We start from the raw sequence: 15,080 nt of genomic DNA on the forward strand, positions 1-15,080 counted from the left end.
CCCCGGGCCGGTTGGCTTCAGGCGTTCGGGAAGGCGGCGTGCAGCGCAATTTCCACCATGTCGCCAAAGCTGCTCTGGCGTTCGGACGAGGGTAGGGCCTCGCCGGTCAGCAGGTGATCGGACACGGTCAGAACCGCCAGAGCGCGGCATTTGTGCCGTGCGGCCAGGATATACAGCTCGGCGGCCTCCATCTCGACACCCAGGATACCGTGGCGCACCATCTGCTCGTTCAGGTCGGGGCGTTCGTCATAGAACACGTCCGACGAGTAGATACCGCCGACATGCATCGGGGTTCCTTTCGCCTCGGCCGCCTGCACGGCCGCCTGCAACAGCGACCAGTCGGCGCAGGGCGCGAAGTTGATCTCTTTCATGATGCCCCGAGACGGCGTGCTGAGCGTCGTTGACGTCATCGCAATGATCACATCGCGCAGTTTGACGTTTTCCTGCATGCCACCGCACGAGCCGATGCGGATCAGGGTTTTCGCACCGTAGTCCCGGATCAGTTCATTGACGTAAATAGACAGCGAGGGCATTCCCATTCCGCTGCCTTGAATGGTGACCGGATTGCCTTTCCATTCGCCGGTGAATCCCAGCATTCCGCGCACATCGTTGATCTGGCGGACATTGCTCAGGAAAGTTTCCGCTGCCCATTTCGCGCGATAGGGGTCGCCGGGCAAAAGCACGGTTTCGGCAATTTCACCTTTTTCGGCGCCAATGTGAATTGTCATTTTGGTACAAAACCCTCATTCAGATTTCGAGATCGGTTATATCTGCTCCGGCTTTCAGCGCTTCGTGTACCCATTTCGGTTTGCGCCCGCGCCCCGTCCAAGTTTGCGAAGGGTCAGCCGGATTCCGGTATTTTGCCTTGGCTTTGCCGCTCTTTCCAGATCTGGACGCCTTCACCGTCAGGTCCGACAGCGAGAACCCATAAGCCGCCGCGGCCTGTTCAGCCGCTTTCAGGGCTTCTTCGCGCTCGCGGGCCTCGGCATTCTCCAAGGCCGTGTCGATTTGGCCGCGCAATTCCAGAAGTTCCTGACGCGACATTTTTTCAAGATTGATCGCCATTTTCCCCGTACCTGTCAATTTCGGTTGCGAATTGTCCGCACACGGTAAGGAGAACTTTCTTTGTTTTCTAATCTTTTTTACTGAAATCGAATAATAAGCGCGCTCATTTCTGTTTTATTCTGCGGCGATCGTTTTTCGATCTGCCAACGCCACGATGTCTCCCATGATCGCATTCAGTTCGAAATTCTTGGGAGTATAGACATTGGCAACACCCATCGATCTGAGGCGATCCGCGTCTTCGTCCGGGATAATGCCCCCGACGACAACGGGAATATCACCCAAGCCAGCTTCGCGCAGGCGTGTCATAACTTCCTGAACCAACGGCAGGTGACTGCCCGACAGGATCGACAGGCCGATCACATGAGCTTGCTGATCCATGGCCGACTTCACGATTTCCTCGGGGGTCAGGCGGATGCCGTCATAGGTGATGTCCATGCCGCAGTCGCGGGCGCGGAAGGCGATCTGCTCTGCACCGTTGGAATGGCCGTCCAGCCCCGGCTTGCCCACCAGGAATTTCAGGCGACGCCCCATGCGGTCGCTGACCGCATCCACCGCCGCCCGCAGGTCGTCCAAGCCTTCGGTCTTGTTCGAGACCGACCCCGAAACGCCCGTCGGGCCACGATAGGTGCCAAAGACGCGCCGCATCTCTTCGGCCCATTCGCCGGTGGTGACGCCGGCCTTGGCCGCGGCGATCGAGGGCTCCATGATGTTGGCGCCCGATTGCGCGGCGGCGCGCAGATCGGCCAGCGCCGCGACCACGGCGGCGTCATCGCGGGCGGCACGCCAGTCGTTCAGGCGATCGATCTGTTCCTGTTCGACCGCCGGATCGACGACCATGATCCCGCCATCCTCTGTCTGCAGCGGCGAGGGCTCACCCTCGGTCCAGCGGTTCACGCCGACGACGATGGTCTCGTTGCGCTCGATCCGGTTGAGCCGCTCGGCGTTGGAATCCACCAGCCGCGATTTCATGTAGTCGATCGCCGCAACCGCACCGCCCATCGACTCCAGATTGGCCAGCTCGGCCCGGGCGCCCTGCTTCAGTTCCTCGACTTTGGCATCGACCACCGGGTTGCCGTCGAACAGGTCGTCATATTCCAGCAGGTCTGTCTCATAAGCCAGGATTTGCTGCATCCGCATCGACCATTGCTGGTCCCAGGGGCGCGGCAGGCCCAGTGCCTCGTTCCAAGCGGGCAATTGCACCGCCCGGGCGCGCGCCTTTTTCGACAGGGTCACGGCCAGCATCTCGATCAGGATGCGATAGACGTTGTTTTCGGGCTGCTGCTCGGTCAGGCCCAGCGAGTTGACCTGAACACCATAGCGGAATCGGCGGAACTTGGGGTTTTCCACGCCATAGCGCTGTTGCAGGATTTCGTCCCAAAGATCGACGAAGGCCCGCATTTTGCACATTTCGGTGACAAATCGGATGCCCGCATTCACGAAAAACGAGATGCGGCCGCACAGCGCCGGAAAATCCTCGGCCGGAACGCGGGGACGCAACTCGTCCAGGACCGCGATGGCGGTGGCCAGCGCATAGGCCAACTCCTGCTCGGGCGTCGCGCCGGCCTCTTGCAGGTGATAGGAACACACGTTCATCGGGTTCCATTTCGGTACGTTCGAATAACAGTACTCGGCCACATCCGCGATCATCTTGAGCGAGGGCTTGGGTGGGCAGACATAAGTGCCGCGGCTGAGATACTCCTTGATCAGATCGTTCTGTACCGTGCCCTGCAGCTTGGACACATCGGCGCCCTGTTCCTCGGCCACCGCGATATACAGCGCCAGCAGCCAAGGGGCTGTGGCGTTGATCGTCATCGACGTGTTCATCTGCTCCAGCGGGATCTGATCGAACAAAACCCGCATGTCCCCCAGGTGGCAGACCGGCACCCCGACCTTGCCGACCTCGCCCCGGGCCAGGGTGTGATCACTGTCATAACCCGTCTGCGTCGGCAGATCGAAGGCAACCGACAAACCGGTCTGCCCTTTGGCCAGGTTAGACCGGTACAGCGCGTTCGAGGCTTTGGCCGTGGAATGACCGGCATAGGTTCGGATGAGCCAGGGGCGGTCTTTCTGCGTCTGCGTCATGGTCAGAGCCTCATGCGTCGATGGGTAACAATATTTCTCTCATGGGTTCTAAAGCGCAATTTTCAGCACATGTCAATTCGCTGCGTTGCGGCATGTACGGCGTGCTGCCGATTGTGACGGCGGCGGTTTGGTGGCACTGTGCCGGCATGACGCAGACCGTTGAGCTACCGATTTGGCTGTTTGTTCTGATCGTGGTGTTTGCCGCGGTCACTTTTGCCTCGCATTTCCTGTTCCCGTCGGTGCGCTGGTTCTTTCGCCGCCGGCTTGAACGGGCTGTTGAACGGTTGAACCAGCGCCTGCAACGGCCAATCCAGCCGTTCAAACTGGCCGAGCGTCATGACATGATCCAACGCCTGATCTATGACCCGCAGGTTGGTCAGGCTGTTCAGCACCACGCCGAAGAACATGGTATCCCCGAAGCGGTCGCGTTCGAGCAGGCCCGGCGATACGCCCGGGAAATCGTCCCGTCGTTTTCGGCCTTCATGTATTTCAGCTTTGCCATTCGGTTGGCTCGGTGGTTGAGCAACGCGTTCTACAATGTCCGCCTCAGCCACGAGGACGAGGCCGCATTGAAGGAGATCGATCCCAAAGCAACCGTGGTCTTTGTAATGAATCACCGGAGCAACATGGATTATGTTCTGGTGACCTATTTGGCCGCCCAACAGTCGGCGCTGTCCTATGCGGTGGGCGAGTGGGCACGGGTCTGGCCGCTCAGCCGGTTGATCCGCGCGATGGGAGCCTATTTCATCCGGCGCAAGTCCGGCAGCGAACTCTACCGGCAGGTTCTGGCCAGCTATGTGCGCTTGGCCACCAATGCCGGTGTCACGCAGGCGATGTTTCCTGAAGGTGGCCTAAGCCTGACCGGGGCGCTGGGCCGACCCAAGCTAGGGCTGCTGAAATACATCATCGACGGCACCAGCCCCGATGGGCGGGATGTGGTGTTCGTGCCGGTTGCGCTGAACTATGACAGGGTGCTGGAGGATACGATCCTGACCGCTGCCGCCCTGGGCAGCGAACGGCGGTTTCGCGCTCGGATCGGCGTGATCACAAGGTGGAGCCTGAAACAGGTATGGCGCCGTATCATCGGGCGCTACAAGCGGTTCGGCTTGGCCTCGGTTCGGTACGGCCTGCCCATTTCGCTGCAGGAGTTCCGCAAACAAGCTGGCCCGGACTTGATGACGGATCTGGCCCGAGAACTGATGCGTCGGATCGGTCGGGCGATTCCTTTGGTACCAGCGCCCGCCGCGTGTTGGCTCGTTCGCGAGAACGGCACCATCTCCGAGTCTGACGTTCAGTCACGCATCGCCGAACTGATGCGGCGGGAAGGCGCGACGGACGAAGACCTGAAAGCTATTTCGCCAGCGATCGAACAACTGGTTGAACGGCGAATACTGAGCAGAAACAACGGTATGCTGTCGCCATCGGTCGAGCGGCTGGATCTGATGCAGTATTATGCCGCCTCAGCGCCCATCAGCGAAGACCCGGATGGTTCTGCGGCTGCAAAAGAAATTTCTGCGGCTGCTGGGTCATAAAATTTCAATAATGATCCGAAATGGGTTGCAAAATTACTCATGGGCCAATATTCCAGCCTATGAAGCGCGCGATTCTGCGTCGCGGCGAACATGTTTGACAGAGGAGGCCACAATGGCTTTGGACACCGACAGCGGCATCGCGTCCTACGAGGCACCGGAAAAAGACCTCTACGAAATGGGTGAAATCCCGCCGATGGGATATGTGCCGAAGAAGATGTATGCGTGGGCCATCCGCAAGGAGCGCCACGGTGAGCCCGACACTGCGATGCAGTTGGAAGTGGTCGATGTGCCCAAGCTGGACAGCCACGAAGTGCTGGTTCTGGTGATGGCGGCGGGCGTCAACTACAACGGCGTTTGGGCCTCGCTCGGCAAACCGATCAGCCCCTTTGATGGCCACAAGGCCCCGTATCACATCGCGGGCTCGGATGCATCGGGCATCGTCTGGGCGGTGGGCGACAAGGTGAAACGCTGGAAGGTCGGCGACGAGGTCGTGATCCACTGCAACCAGGACGATGGCGACGACGAGGAATGCAACGGCGGTGACCCGATGTATTCGCCCAGCCAGCGGATCTGGGGCTATGAAACGCCCGATGGGTCGTTTGCGCAATTCACCAACGTGCAGGCGCAGCAGCTGATGCCGCGCCCCAAGCACCTGACCTGGGAAGAAAGCGCCTGCTACACGCTGACGCTGGCCACCGCCTACCGGATGCTGTTTGGCCATGAACCGCATGACCTGAAGCCGGGCCAGAACGTTCTGGTCTGGGGCGCGTCGGGCGGTCTGGGCTCCTACGCGATCCAGCTGATCAACACGGCGGGCGCCAACGCAATCGGCGTGATCTCGGACGAAAGCAAGCGCGACTTCGTCATGGGGCTGGGCGCCAAGGGTGTCATCAACCGCAAGGATTTCAACTGTTGGGGTCAGTTGCCTACGGTCAACACACCCGAATACGCCGAATGGTTCAAGGAAGCCCGCAAATTCGGCAAGGCGATCTGGGACATCACCGGCAAGGGCGTGAATGTCGACATGGTTTTCGAGCACCCCGGCGAAGCCACCTTCCCGGTCTCGACCTTCGTGGTGAAGAAGGGCGGCATGGTGGTCATCTGCGCCGGCACCACCGGTTACAACCTGACCTTCGACGTTCGGTACATGTGGATGCACCAGAAACGCCTGCAGGGGTCGCATTTCGCGCATCTCAAGCAGGCCTCGGCGGCGAACCGACTGATGCTCGAACGGCGGCTTGATCCCTGCATGTCCGAGGTGTTCCCCTGGAACGAACTGCCCGAAGCCCACATGAAGATGATGCGCAACGAGCACAAGCCAGGAAACATGTCGGTTCTGGTTCAGGCGCCGCGCACCGGGCTACGCACCCTCGAGGAGGTCTTGGACGCCCGCGGTTGAGCGGGGCGTTGAAACACATCAACGCCCGCGAATCGTTCCGGCGACTCGCGGGCGTTTTCTGTTTTGCAGCCTCTGCTTGAACTTCAGTCGCTTGGAGATTGTGGACCCGCCATTTTTGGGGAGTAGAAAGAAGTGAATATGCAACAAAATCACACACATGTTATGGTTGTGTTAACCCTTCGTTAACTGTTTCGGAGCGACCCTGATGGCGCAGAATGAGTGGATACTGGACGTACTGTCGGACCTCAACGCCTTCGCAGTTGCCAATGGGCTGACGGCTTTGGCCGAACAGCTTGATGACACGAAGCTGATTGCAGCGGCCGAGATTGCGTCCCTCGAGCGTGAGGCGCGGGCACCGTCGAATGGGAACGCAGGTCGATTTGAGTCAGGTCCTGGAGGACTTGGAAAACACCAGCACGCTTGACGAGCTGGGCGCGGTTGCCGTCGGGCTTCGCGACAAGCTGAAAATCGATCACATCGTGTATCACTGGGTCGATGGCGGCGGCGACCAATATGGGTGCACGACCTATCCCGACGCCTGGGCCGAGCGCTATCAGGAGCGCAACTATCATCGCATCGATCCGGTCATTCTGGGCTGTTTCCAACGGTTCCAGCCGGTTGACTGGAAGGCGCTGGACTGGTCGGGCAAGGTCGCCAAGGCCTTTTTGAAGGATGCATTGGCGCACGGGGTCGGCAATCAAGGTTACTCGATACCTATCCGCGGCCCGAATGGCCAGTTTGCCCTCTTTACCGTGAACCATTCATGTGCGGATGACGCGTGGCAGGCCTTCATCGGCGCATATGGCCGCGAACTGATCCTGATCGCGCATTACTTCAACCGAAAGGCGCTGGAATTCGAGCGGTCCCGGCAACCGGATTCGCCTCGTTCGCTGTCGCCGCGCGAGATTGATGCCATGACACTTTTGGCCCTTGGCTACAGTCGGGCGCAGGTCGCCCATTCCCTGTCGATTTCCGAACACACGCTGCGGGTCTATATCGAAAGCGCGCGGGCCAAGCTGGGGGCGTTGAACACCACGCACGCCATTGCAAAAGCCCTGAGCCGGGGATTAATAGTGGTTTAAGGGCCGCGCGCCCCAAACACAGTAAATTAACCATGGCTTTGTACCCCCTTCGTTCCAGCACTGGACGACAAGGGGAAAAGTCATGCTGCGTTATTTATACGCTGACGAACTTCATAAATTTCCGAAATTGGCCGAGGGGATGTTTCGCGACCGCGCCGATCAATTCAAGACCCGCCTGGGGTGGGACGTTCACGTCAACGAAAAAGGCGAGGAGCGGGACCAGTATGATGATCTGAACCCGCTGTATGTGATCTGGGAGGAGCCGGATGGCAGCCATGGCGGGTCCATGCGAATTCTGCCGACGACGGGCTCGGTCATGGTGAATGACGTGTTTGGACATCTGACCGGAGGTCGACCGATTTGCAGCCCCCTGATCTGGGAAGTGACCCGATTCTGCCTGTCGCGCGGGGCCAGCCCGCACACGGCCGGTGCCATCATGCTGAGCGGCGGCGAAGTGATGGAGGGCTTTGGCCTGACCCACATCGCGGGGGTCTTTGATGCGCGCATGATTCGCATCTATCGCCTGATCGGGTCGTCTCCGATCGTGCTGGGCTCGGAGGGAACTGGGCGCGACCAGATCTCGGTCGGACTGTGGCCCTATTCGGCCGAGGACTGCAACCGTGTGGCCGAGCGGGCGGGCATCCCGCGCGAGCTGTCGCGGCTGTGGTTCCGAACAGCCTTTGGGTCCACCGCGCGGCATCGGTTCGCACTGTCTGCCTGACGTTGGATTCCGCATCTGGCGCAGACTGGCGCGGCCTTGTAGGGTCGCGCCATGTCTCTGCCCAAGGTCACATTTTCCGAAGACCAAGCCGCCGCCTTCGACAGCATCGCCCAGATGCTGAAAACCGCAGGCGTGGACCTGGAAGACGATGCGCTGCTCAAGCTGCCCGGCCAAGGCGAGTCGGGGGTGATGGCGGTGATCGGCAAGGCCGGGTCGGGCAAAACCCTGCTGTTGGCCGAACTTTACAAGGCGCTGGCCGAGACCGGAGTTCAGATCGTCTCGGGCGACTATGAAAGCCGCAAATCGAAGGACAAGCGCAGCCTTGCCATTCTGGCCCCGACCAACAAGGCCGCCAGCGTGTTGCGGTTGCGCGGTGTTCCGGCCACCACCATTCACCGGATTCTGTACACGCCGGTCTATGATCCGGAATACGAGCGGATCGCCGAATGGCTGGCGGGCAACGACGACCGCCCCGAGATTGAAGGCCTGACCGACGAGGCGCTGGACCGCGCCGCCGCGTTTTACGCCAACAACAAGTCCATCCCCGGTGCTCTGGCCGCCGCCGGCCTGCGCGGGTCGGATTTCATCACCGGCTGGAAACGGCGCGACGAGCCGCTGGATATCGGGTTCGTCGATGAGGCCTCGATGCTGGACGACCGGCAGTTCGAGGATCTCAAGGAGATCTTTCCCACCCTGCTGCTGTTCGGCGATCCGGCGCAGTTGGCGCCGGTGAACCAGTCCGGGTCGATGGTGTTCGATGCTTTGCCGGAACCTCGCAAGCTGATCCTGCACCGGGTGCACCGGCAAGAGGCCGACAACCCCATTCTGGACCTGGCCCATGCGCTGGCCGATCCGGCGATGGGGTTCGAGGATTTCGAACGCCTTGTCGAGCAGACCGCCCGCACGGATGACCGCGTGGTCTGGGGCCAGCGGGTCGAGGTCGACCTGATGGCCCGCAGCCCGGTTCTGGTCTGGCGGAACGCGACGCGTATCCGGCTGATCCAGGCCTTCCGCCAGGTGCATGGGGCCCCCGAGACCGAGCTGTTGGAAGGCGAACCGTTGATTTGCGATGGGATCGAGCTGCCGCTGAAGCACCGCAAGAAGCGGCTCGACCTCGAGGCGCGCGGGCTGATCAAGGGCGCGCAGGTGATCTATCTGGGACCGGGGCGCAAGCCGGGGTTCTCGCGGCTGCATGTCATGGGGGCCGAGGACCCGCAGGTGAGCGCCGCTTCGATCGTGCAGATCGAAAAACCGGACGAGGAAGAGCCCTTCATCCCCTTTGCCGCGCGCATGGGGGCCACGTTTCTGCATGGGGCCGCCGTGACGATCCACAAGGCGCAGGGCTCGCAGTGGGACACGGTGCAGGTCTTTGCCCCTGACCTTTACGCCGCCGCCCGGATGGGTCGGACTGAGGCCGGGCAACCCCTTTGGAAACGGCTGGCCTATGTGGCCATCACCCGGGCGCAAGAGCGGCTGATCTGGGTGGTGCGAAATAGGCTTTCGAAGCCGAGCCACCCGTTGCAGGTTGACGACCTGCGCGCGGTCCCGGCCGCAAAACTTACGCTGGAGGCGGAGGAGACATGAAGACGATCATCGTAACCGGTGCCAGCTCGGGGATCGGGCGAGCCACCGCTGAACTGTTTCTGGATCAGGGCTGGAAGGTCGGCCTGCTGGCGCGTAGTGCGGACAAGCTGAACCAGATGGCCGCCGCGCGCGAAAACGCTATTCCGCTGGTGGCCGACGTGACGGACCCCCAAGCGGTGTCGGCAGCGTTCGATGCGTTTCAGGTGCAGGCCGGACGGTTGGATGTTCTGTTCAACAACGCCGGCATTTTTGCGCCCGCCGGAACGATCGACGAGATCGCGCTGGACGACTGGTATCAGAGCGTCAACGTGAATCTGAATGGGATGTTTCTGTGCGCCCGCGCCGCGTTCGGTGCGATGCGGCGGCAGAGCCCGCAAGGTGGACGCATCATCAACAACGGCTCGATCGCGGCGCATGTGCCGCGTCCGAACTCGGTGCATTATACCGCTACCAAACATGCCATAACCGGTTTGACGCGCAGCCTGTCCTTGGACGGGCGGGCCTTCGGCATTGCCTGCGGTCAGATCGACATCGGAAACGCGCGTACCCCGATGGTGCAGGGTCTGGTTGAACGGGCCATTGCCGAAGGGCGCGAGCCGGACCCGACGATGGCGGTCGAGGATGCGGCGCGGTCGGTTCTGCACATGGCCAGCTTGCCGCCCGAGGCGAATGTTCAGTTCATGACCGTCATGGCGACCACGATGCCCTATATCGGCCGCGGCTAGGCCTCAACTTTCACGCAGCAGCCGGAAGGCCGTGGATGCCCCCCATCCCGCCGCGATCGCGATCACCAGCGACATCAGCCCGTACCAGACCGGCTGCTGGCGGGACATGTTGTACAGGAACCGCTCCAGCCCTACCTTGCGTACGTCGATGGTGGTTTCGAATTCCGAAATCACCTGACCGCCGCGCATCAGGAAGATGCGGGTCAGATAGTCGCCTTCGGTCAGGTCAGCGGGCATGTCGATCGAGGTGCGGAACAGCGTCTGTTCATCCACGGCAACGGTGTTTTCACGAATCGAGTACAGGCCTTCGTCCTCGCGGATTCTGACGACCGCCTCGGCAAAGTCCTGCGCCTGCCGGATATGCATCGCGGCCCCGACCGAGCGGATCGCGCGCTTGATCGAGATCCGATAGCGCAGGTCCTCGGTGTCGCTGATGATCTCGTTGAACGGGGCGCTGGTCGCCACGGCATAAAAGCTGGGCGCGGAATCGACCAGGACGCTGTCGGTGTTGACCCAGATGCCGAATTTCTTTTCCTTCCGGCGGACCATGACCGGTTCGGACGGGCCGGCCACGGCCACGATCACCTCCAGCGGCGGCCCGTCGGGAATGGGCGACTCGCGCTTGACGGCGCCGAAAATCAGAATTTCGGAACCGTCGAAATCGGCGGTGATGGCGACCCGGTCCTGGCTGAGGCCCAGAACGACCTGTTCCTGCGCTGCCGCAGCGGGCAGGGACAGCAACACCATGGCTAGAATCCAGCGCAACACGTCAGTGCCCTCCGTCGGTGCCGAGCGAATAGAGCTCGGCCGGTTGGAGAAGCAGATCCAGTGCCAGTTTGGCGCAGACTGCGAGAACAAGCGCGGCCAGCAGCACGCGCAACTGTTCGGCGGGCATGCGTGATCCGATGACGGTGCCGATTTGCGCGCCGATCACACCTCCGACCAGCAGCAGCACCGCCAGCACGATATCCACGGTATAGTTCGTGGTGGCATGCAACATTGTGGTGAAGGCGGTAACGAAGATGATCTGAAACAGCGATGTCCCTACGACCACCTTGGTCGGCATGCCCAGCAGGTAGATCATTGCAGGCACCATGATGAAGCCACCGCCGACCCCCATGATGGCCGACAGTACGCCGACGCACAGACCCACCAGAACCGGCGGGATCACCGAAATATACAGGCCCGAGGTCCGGAACCGCATCTTGAAGGGCAGGGCATGGATCCATCCGCGCTGACGGCGTTTGGCCACCGGCCCTCCGGCCCGGCGGGATTTGCGCAGCGCGTTCAGGCTTTCGATGAACATCAGGCCGCCGACGACGCCCAAGAATACCACGTAACAAAGCTTGACCAGCAGATCGACCTGGCCGAGGCTTTTGAGGTAGTTGAACACCACGACACCCAGCGCGGCCCCTAACAGGCCGCCCACCAGCAGAACGCAGCCCATTTTCAGATCGACAGTCTTTCGTCGGAAATGCGCCAGCACCCCCGAGAATGACGACGCCACGATCTGGTTGGCCTCGGTGGCGACCGCGACGGCCGGCGGGATGCCGATGAAAAACAGCAGCGGGGTCATCAGAAAGCCTCCGCCGACGCCGAACATGCCCGACAGGATGCCCACCATTCCGCCCAGCCCCAACAGAAGAAAGGCATTTACGGAGACTTCGGCAATGGGAAGGTAAATATACATGCTGTCAACACGCTCCTGAATCTGCGGGGGCAGGGCTGAACGCGGGGGCCGGAGACAGTGCCGGCCCAAGCCCAGTGGATTCTCGGGGCGGTCGTGAGTGAGTGTCGAAGCGGTGCCGGACCATAAGTTCTATCCAAGAAATTCAGACAGGTTGTAGTGTTCGACAGGATCGATGGTCAGGTCCAGCCCAACCTTGGCGGCGACGATCATGACCATCACCGCCAGAAGGATGCGCAGCTGCTCGGACCTCAGGCGGGCGCCCAGACCGGTTCCGAACTGGGCGCCGACGACGCCTCCGATCAACAGGAAAAGGGCAAGGATGATATCGACGCTGAAATTGGTCGAGGCATGGATCATCGTCGTGAAGCCGGCGACGAAGATGATCTGGAACAGAGAAGTCCCGATCACGACCTTGGTCGGCATCCCCAGGATATAGATCATGGCCGGCACCATGATGAACCCCCCGCCCACGCCCATGACGGCCGACAAGACCCCGACGCCAAAGCCCACCATCACCGGCGGGATGATCGAGACATAAAGGTTCGAGGCCCTGAACCGGGTCTTGAACGGCATGCCATGAATCCATCCGCGCCGACGGCGGCCCGCGGAAACGGTACCGCCTGCCTGCCGAGCCCGACGGATGGAAAGCACGCTTTCAACGAATATCATGCTGCCGATCAGGCCCAGGAACACCACATAGCAAAGCTGGACCGCCAGATCGACCTGTCCCAGATGCTTGAGGGCGTTGAAAGCGATCATTCCGATCGTGGCGCCCAGCAGGCCGCCGCCCAGCAGAACCGATCCTATCTTCAGATCGACGGTGCGTCTTTTCAGATGGGCCAGTAGACCCGAAAACGAAGATGCCACCCCCTGTTTGGCCGAGGTCGCCACGGCGACGGCCGACGGAATGCCGATCAGGAACAACAGCGGGGTTATCAGGAAGCCGCCGCCCACGCCGAACATTCCTGACAGGACTCCGACCGTGATTCCGATCCCCAGCAAAAGGAAGGGGCTCACGGACACTTCGGCGATGGGAAGGTAGACGTGCATACCCCTTTAGAGCGGTTGCGGCATGCAAAATCAACTCTGCATGCCGCTGTGCAGCGAACAGGACTGCCAATCAGTCCCGAACTGGCCTTATCGCTCCTTGATGTACGGCTCGCCCCCTGCCTTCGGGGGAATGGCCTTGCCGACGAAACCGGCCAGGATCACAACCGTCAGGATATAGGGCAGCGCGTCCATGGCCTGCACCGGGATCACGATGCCTCCCAGATCGATATTCTGGAACCGCAGCGCCACCGCCTGCAGCAGCCCGAACAGCAGGCAGGCCCACATGGCGTGCCATGGGCGCCACTTGGCGAAGATCAGGGCTGCCAGTGCGATAAACCCGCGGCCGGCGGTCATGTCCTTGACAAAACCGGCCTGCAACCCGGTTGCCAGATAGGCCCCGGCGATCCCGCACAGAACACCGCAGATGGCCACGGCGGCATAGCGCAGGCCGACCACCGAAACCCCTGCGGTATCAACGGCGGCGGGGTTTTCTCCGACCGCGCGCAGCCGCAGCCCAAAACGGGTGCGGAACAGCACCCACCACGTGGCAGGAACCATCAGAAACGCCACATATACAAGAATCGAATGGCCCGACAGCAGCTCGGAGTAAATGGGCCCGATAATCGGGACGCCGCTCAGCGACTCGGCAAAGGGGAATGTGATCGGTTCGAACCGGCCGCCTCCGAACAGCGAGGGCGTGCGGCCGCCCTGCTGGAACCAGTCCTGTGCGATCAGCACGGTCAGGCCTGCCGCCAGAAAGTTGATCGCCACGCCCGAAATCAGCTGATTGCCGCGGAAGGTGATCGAGGCCAGCCCGTGCAGGGCCGACAACACCAGCGACGCTGCGATCCCGGCCAGCAGGCCCAGCCAGACCGATCCGGTGACGGCCGCAACCGCCGCCGAGAAGAACGCAGCCATCAGCATCTTGCCCTCGAGGCCGATGTCGAAAATGCCCGCGCGTTCCGAATACAGCCCTGCCAGACAGGCCAGCAGCAGCGGCGTGGCCAAGCGGACGGTCGAATCCAGAACTTGAATCAGTGTCAGGAAGGAGTCCATTAGTTCGCCTCCTTGCGCAGGGCCAGGAACAGCTTTTCAAGCGGCATGCGCACCATGTTGTCCAGCGCCCCAGTGAACAGGATCACCAGCGCCTGGATCACCACGATCAGTTCGCGCGGGATCGAGGTCCACAGCGCCAGTTCCGCGCCGCCCTGGTACAGAAAGCCGAATAGGATGGCCGCCAGGAACACGCCGAACGGGTGCGAGCGGCCCATCAGGGCCACGGCGATGCCGATGAAGCCTGCGCCCTCGGTCGAGTTCAGAACCAGCCGCTCGGCCTCGCCCATGACGTTGTTGATCGCCATCAGACCCGCCAAAGCGCCCGAGATCAGCATCGCCACGATGGTGATGCGCACCGGCGAGATACCGGCATAGACCGCACCGGTCTCCGAATGCCCATAGGCCCGGATTTCATAGCCCAGACGGGTGCGCCAGATCAGCGCCCAGACCACGACACAGGCCAACAGCGCCACGATCAGCGAAATGTTGGCCGGGGCGGCCTTGGAGAAGTTGATTCCTATCGGTGCCAGCATCTCGTGCAGCGTGGGCAGATGTACCGCCTCGGCAAAGCGGGCGGTTGCCGGGTCTTGCGAACCGGCTGGCCGCATCACGTTGACCAGCATGTAGTTCAGCAATGCCGCAGCGATGAAGTTGAACATGATCGTGGTGATCACGATATGGCTTCCACGCTTGGCCTGCAGATAGGCCGGAATCGCCGCCCAGGCCGCCCCGAACAGCATCGCGGCGGCCATGGCCGCCAGCAGGGCGATGCTCCAGTGCGGCCACGGCACATACAGGCAAACCATGGCGACGCCCAGTCCGCCCAACATTGCCTGGCCTTCGCCGCCGATGTTGAACAGACGCGCGTGGAATGCCACCGCGACCGCCAGACCGGTGAACATGAAGTTGGTGGCATAATACAGGGTGTAGCCCCAGCCATAGGTCGACCCAAGCGCGCCGGTGACCATCAGGTTCACCGCCTCGACCGGGTTTTCGCCGATGGCCAGAATGACCAGGGTCGACAGGATCGCGGCCAGGATCAGACTGATCAGCGGGATCAGAATGACGTCGGCCCATTTTGGCATCTTGTCCAT

Annotated in this window: 15 protein-coding genes; 7 read left to right on the plus strand and 8 right to left on the minus strand. The window is 61.5% G+C overall.

The window, feature by feature from the left end; translation table 11 throughout:
* Window positions 1-17: 17 nt before the first annotated feature.
* The 3 genes from deoD to AC2FMN_RS10600 form a co-directional block, all read right to left on the minus strand.
* Entirely contained in the window at window positions 18-728 is a 711-nt protein-coding gene (gene deoD / locus AC2FMN_RS10590; protein ID WP_496682136.1) for a purine-nucleoside phosphorylase, read from the minus strand.
* Between the two features lie 19 nt (window positions 729-747).
* Window positions 748-1,065 carry an H-NS histone family protein gene (locus AC2FMN_RS10595; protein WP_496682133.1) on the minus strand — a complete coding sequence of 106 codons (318 nt, stop codon included), beginning with the start codon at window positions 1,063-1,065 and terminating at the stop codon, window positions 748-750.
* A gap of 114 nt (window positions 1,066-1,179) precedes the next feature.
* Window positions 1,180-3,147 carry a protein meaA gene (locus AC2FMN_RS10600; protein ID WP_496688085.1) on the minus strand — a complete coding sequence of 656 codons (1,968 nt, stop codon included), beginning with the start codon at window positions 3,145-3,147 and terminating at the stop codon, window positions 1,180-1,182.
* A 146-nt stretch (window positions 3,148-3,293) separates the two neighbouring features.
* Here AC2FMN_RS10600 and AC2FMN_RS10605 point away from each other — a divergent pair, with 146 nt between their 5' ends.
* The 7 genes from AC2FMN_RS10605 (at window position 3,294) to AC2FMN_RS10635 (ending at window position 10,190) form a co-directional block, all read left to right on the plus strand.
* Complete coding sequence (locus tag AC2FMN_RS10605) at window positions 3,294-4,679, plus strand: 1-acyl-sn-glycerol-3-phosphate acyltransferase (RefSeq protein WP_496688088.1); 1,386 nt, start codon at window positions 3,294-3,296, stop codon at window positions 4,677-4,679.
* A 112-nt stretch (window positions 4,680-4,791) separates the two neighbouring features.
* Window positions 4,792-6,078 carry a crotonyl-CoA carboxylase/reductase gene (ccrA, locus tag AC2FMN_RS10610; protein ID WP_496682128.1) on the plus strand — a complete coding sequence of 429 codons (1,287 nt, stop codon included), beginning with the start codon at window positions 4,792-4,794 and terminating at the stop codon, window positions 6,076-6,078.
* 205 nt (window positions 6,079-6,283) lie between these two features.
* The gene (locus AC2FMN_RS10615) at window positions 6,284-6,502 is read left to right on the plus strand and encodes a hypothetical protein (protein WP_496682143.1); all 219 of its coding nucleotides are present in this window, start codon (window positions 6,284-6,286) and stop codon (window positions 6,500-6,502) included.
* Window positions 6,441-7,160: a helix-turn-helix transcriptional regulator gene (locus AC2FMN_RS10620; RefSeq protein ID WP_496688090.1), complete on the plus strand. Its 720-nt coding sequence runs from the start codon at window positions 6,441-6,443 to the stop codon at window positions 7,158-7,160. The genes AC2FMN_RS10615 and AC2FMN_RS10620 overlap by 62 nt, the downstream gene beginning before the upstream one ends.
* Window positions 7,161-7,242: 82 nt before the next feature.
* Window positions 7,243-7,881, plus strand: coding sequence for an acyl-homoserine-lactone synthase (locus AC2FMN_RS10625; RefSeq protein ID WP_496682126.1), 639 nt, complete (start codon window positions 7,243-7,245; stop codon window positions 7,879-7,881).
* Window positions 7,882-7,932: 51 nt separating this feature from the next.
* Window positions 7,933-9,465: an ATP-dependent DNA helicase gene (locus tag AC2FMN_RS10630; RefSeq protein WP_496682124.1), complete on the plus strand. Its 1,533-nt coding sequence runs from the start codon at window positions 7,933-7,935 to the stop codon at window positions 9,463-9,465.
* Window positions 9,462-10,190, plus strand: coding sequence for an SDR family oxidoreductase (locus AC2FMN_RS10635; protein ID WP_496688092.1), 729 nt, complete (start codon window positions 9,462-9,464; stop codon window positions 10,188-10,190). Before AC2FMN_RS10630 ends, AC2FMN_RS10635 begins: the two co-directional genes overlap by 4 nt.
* A gap of 3 nt (window positions 10,191-10,193) precedes the next feature.
* Here AC2FMN_RS10635 and AC2FMN_RS10640 read toward each other — a convergent pair whose 3' ends face one another.
* From AC2FMN_RS10640 to AC2FMN_RS10660, 5 genes are all read right to left on the minus strand, one after another.
* Window positions 10,194-10,937, minus strand: coding sequence for a TIGR02186 family protein (locus AC2FMN_RS10640; RefSeq protein ID WP_496688192.1), 744 nt, complete (start codon window positions 10,935-10,937; stop codon window positions 10,194-10,196).
* 22 nt (window positions 10,938-10,959) lie between these two features.
* Window positions 10,960-11,880 carry a sulfite exporter TauE/SafE family protein gene (locus AC2FMN_RS10645; RefSeq protein WP_496682119.1) on the minus strand — a complete coding sequence of 307 codons (921 nt, stop codon included), beginning with the start codon at window positions 11,878-11,880 and terminating at the stop codon, window positions 10,960-10,962.
* A 129-nt stretch (window positions 11,881-12,009) separates the two neighbouring features.
* Complete coding sequence (locus tag AC2FMN_RS10650) at window positions 12,010-12,930, minus strand: sulfite exporter TauE/SafE family protein (RefSeq protein WP_496688095.1); 921 nt, start codon at window positions 12,928-12,930, stop codon at window positions 12,010-12,012.
* An 87-nt stretch (window positions 12,931-13,017) separates the two neighbouring features.
* Complete coding sequence (locus AC2FMN_RS10655) at window positions 13,018-13,986, minus strand: ABC transporter permease (RefSeq protein WP_496688098.1); 969 nt, start codon at window positions 13,984-13,986, stop codon at window positions 13,018-13,020.
* Window positions 13,986-15,080, minus strand: a complete 1,095-nt coding sequence (locus tag AC2FMN_RS10660; protein ID WP_496682113.1) for an ABC transporter permease — start codon at window positions 15,078-15,080, stop codon at window positions 13,986-13,988. The genes AC2FMN_RS10655 and AC2FMN_RS10660 overlap by 1 nt, the downstream gene beginning before the upstream one ends.

Source organism: Ruegeria sp. BHSC037, from assembly GCF_059613045.1.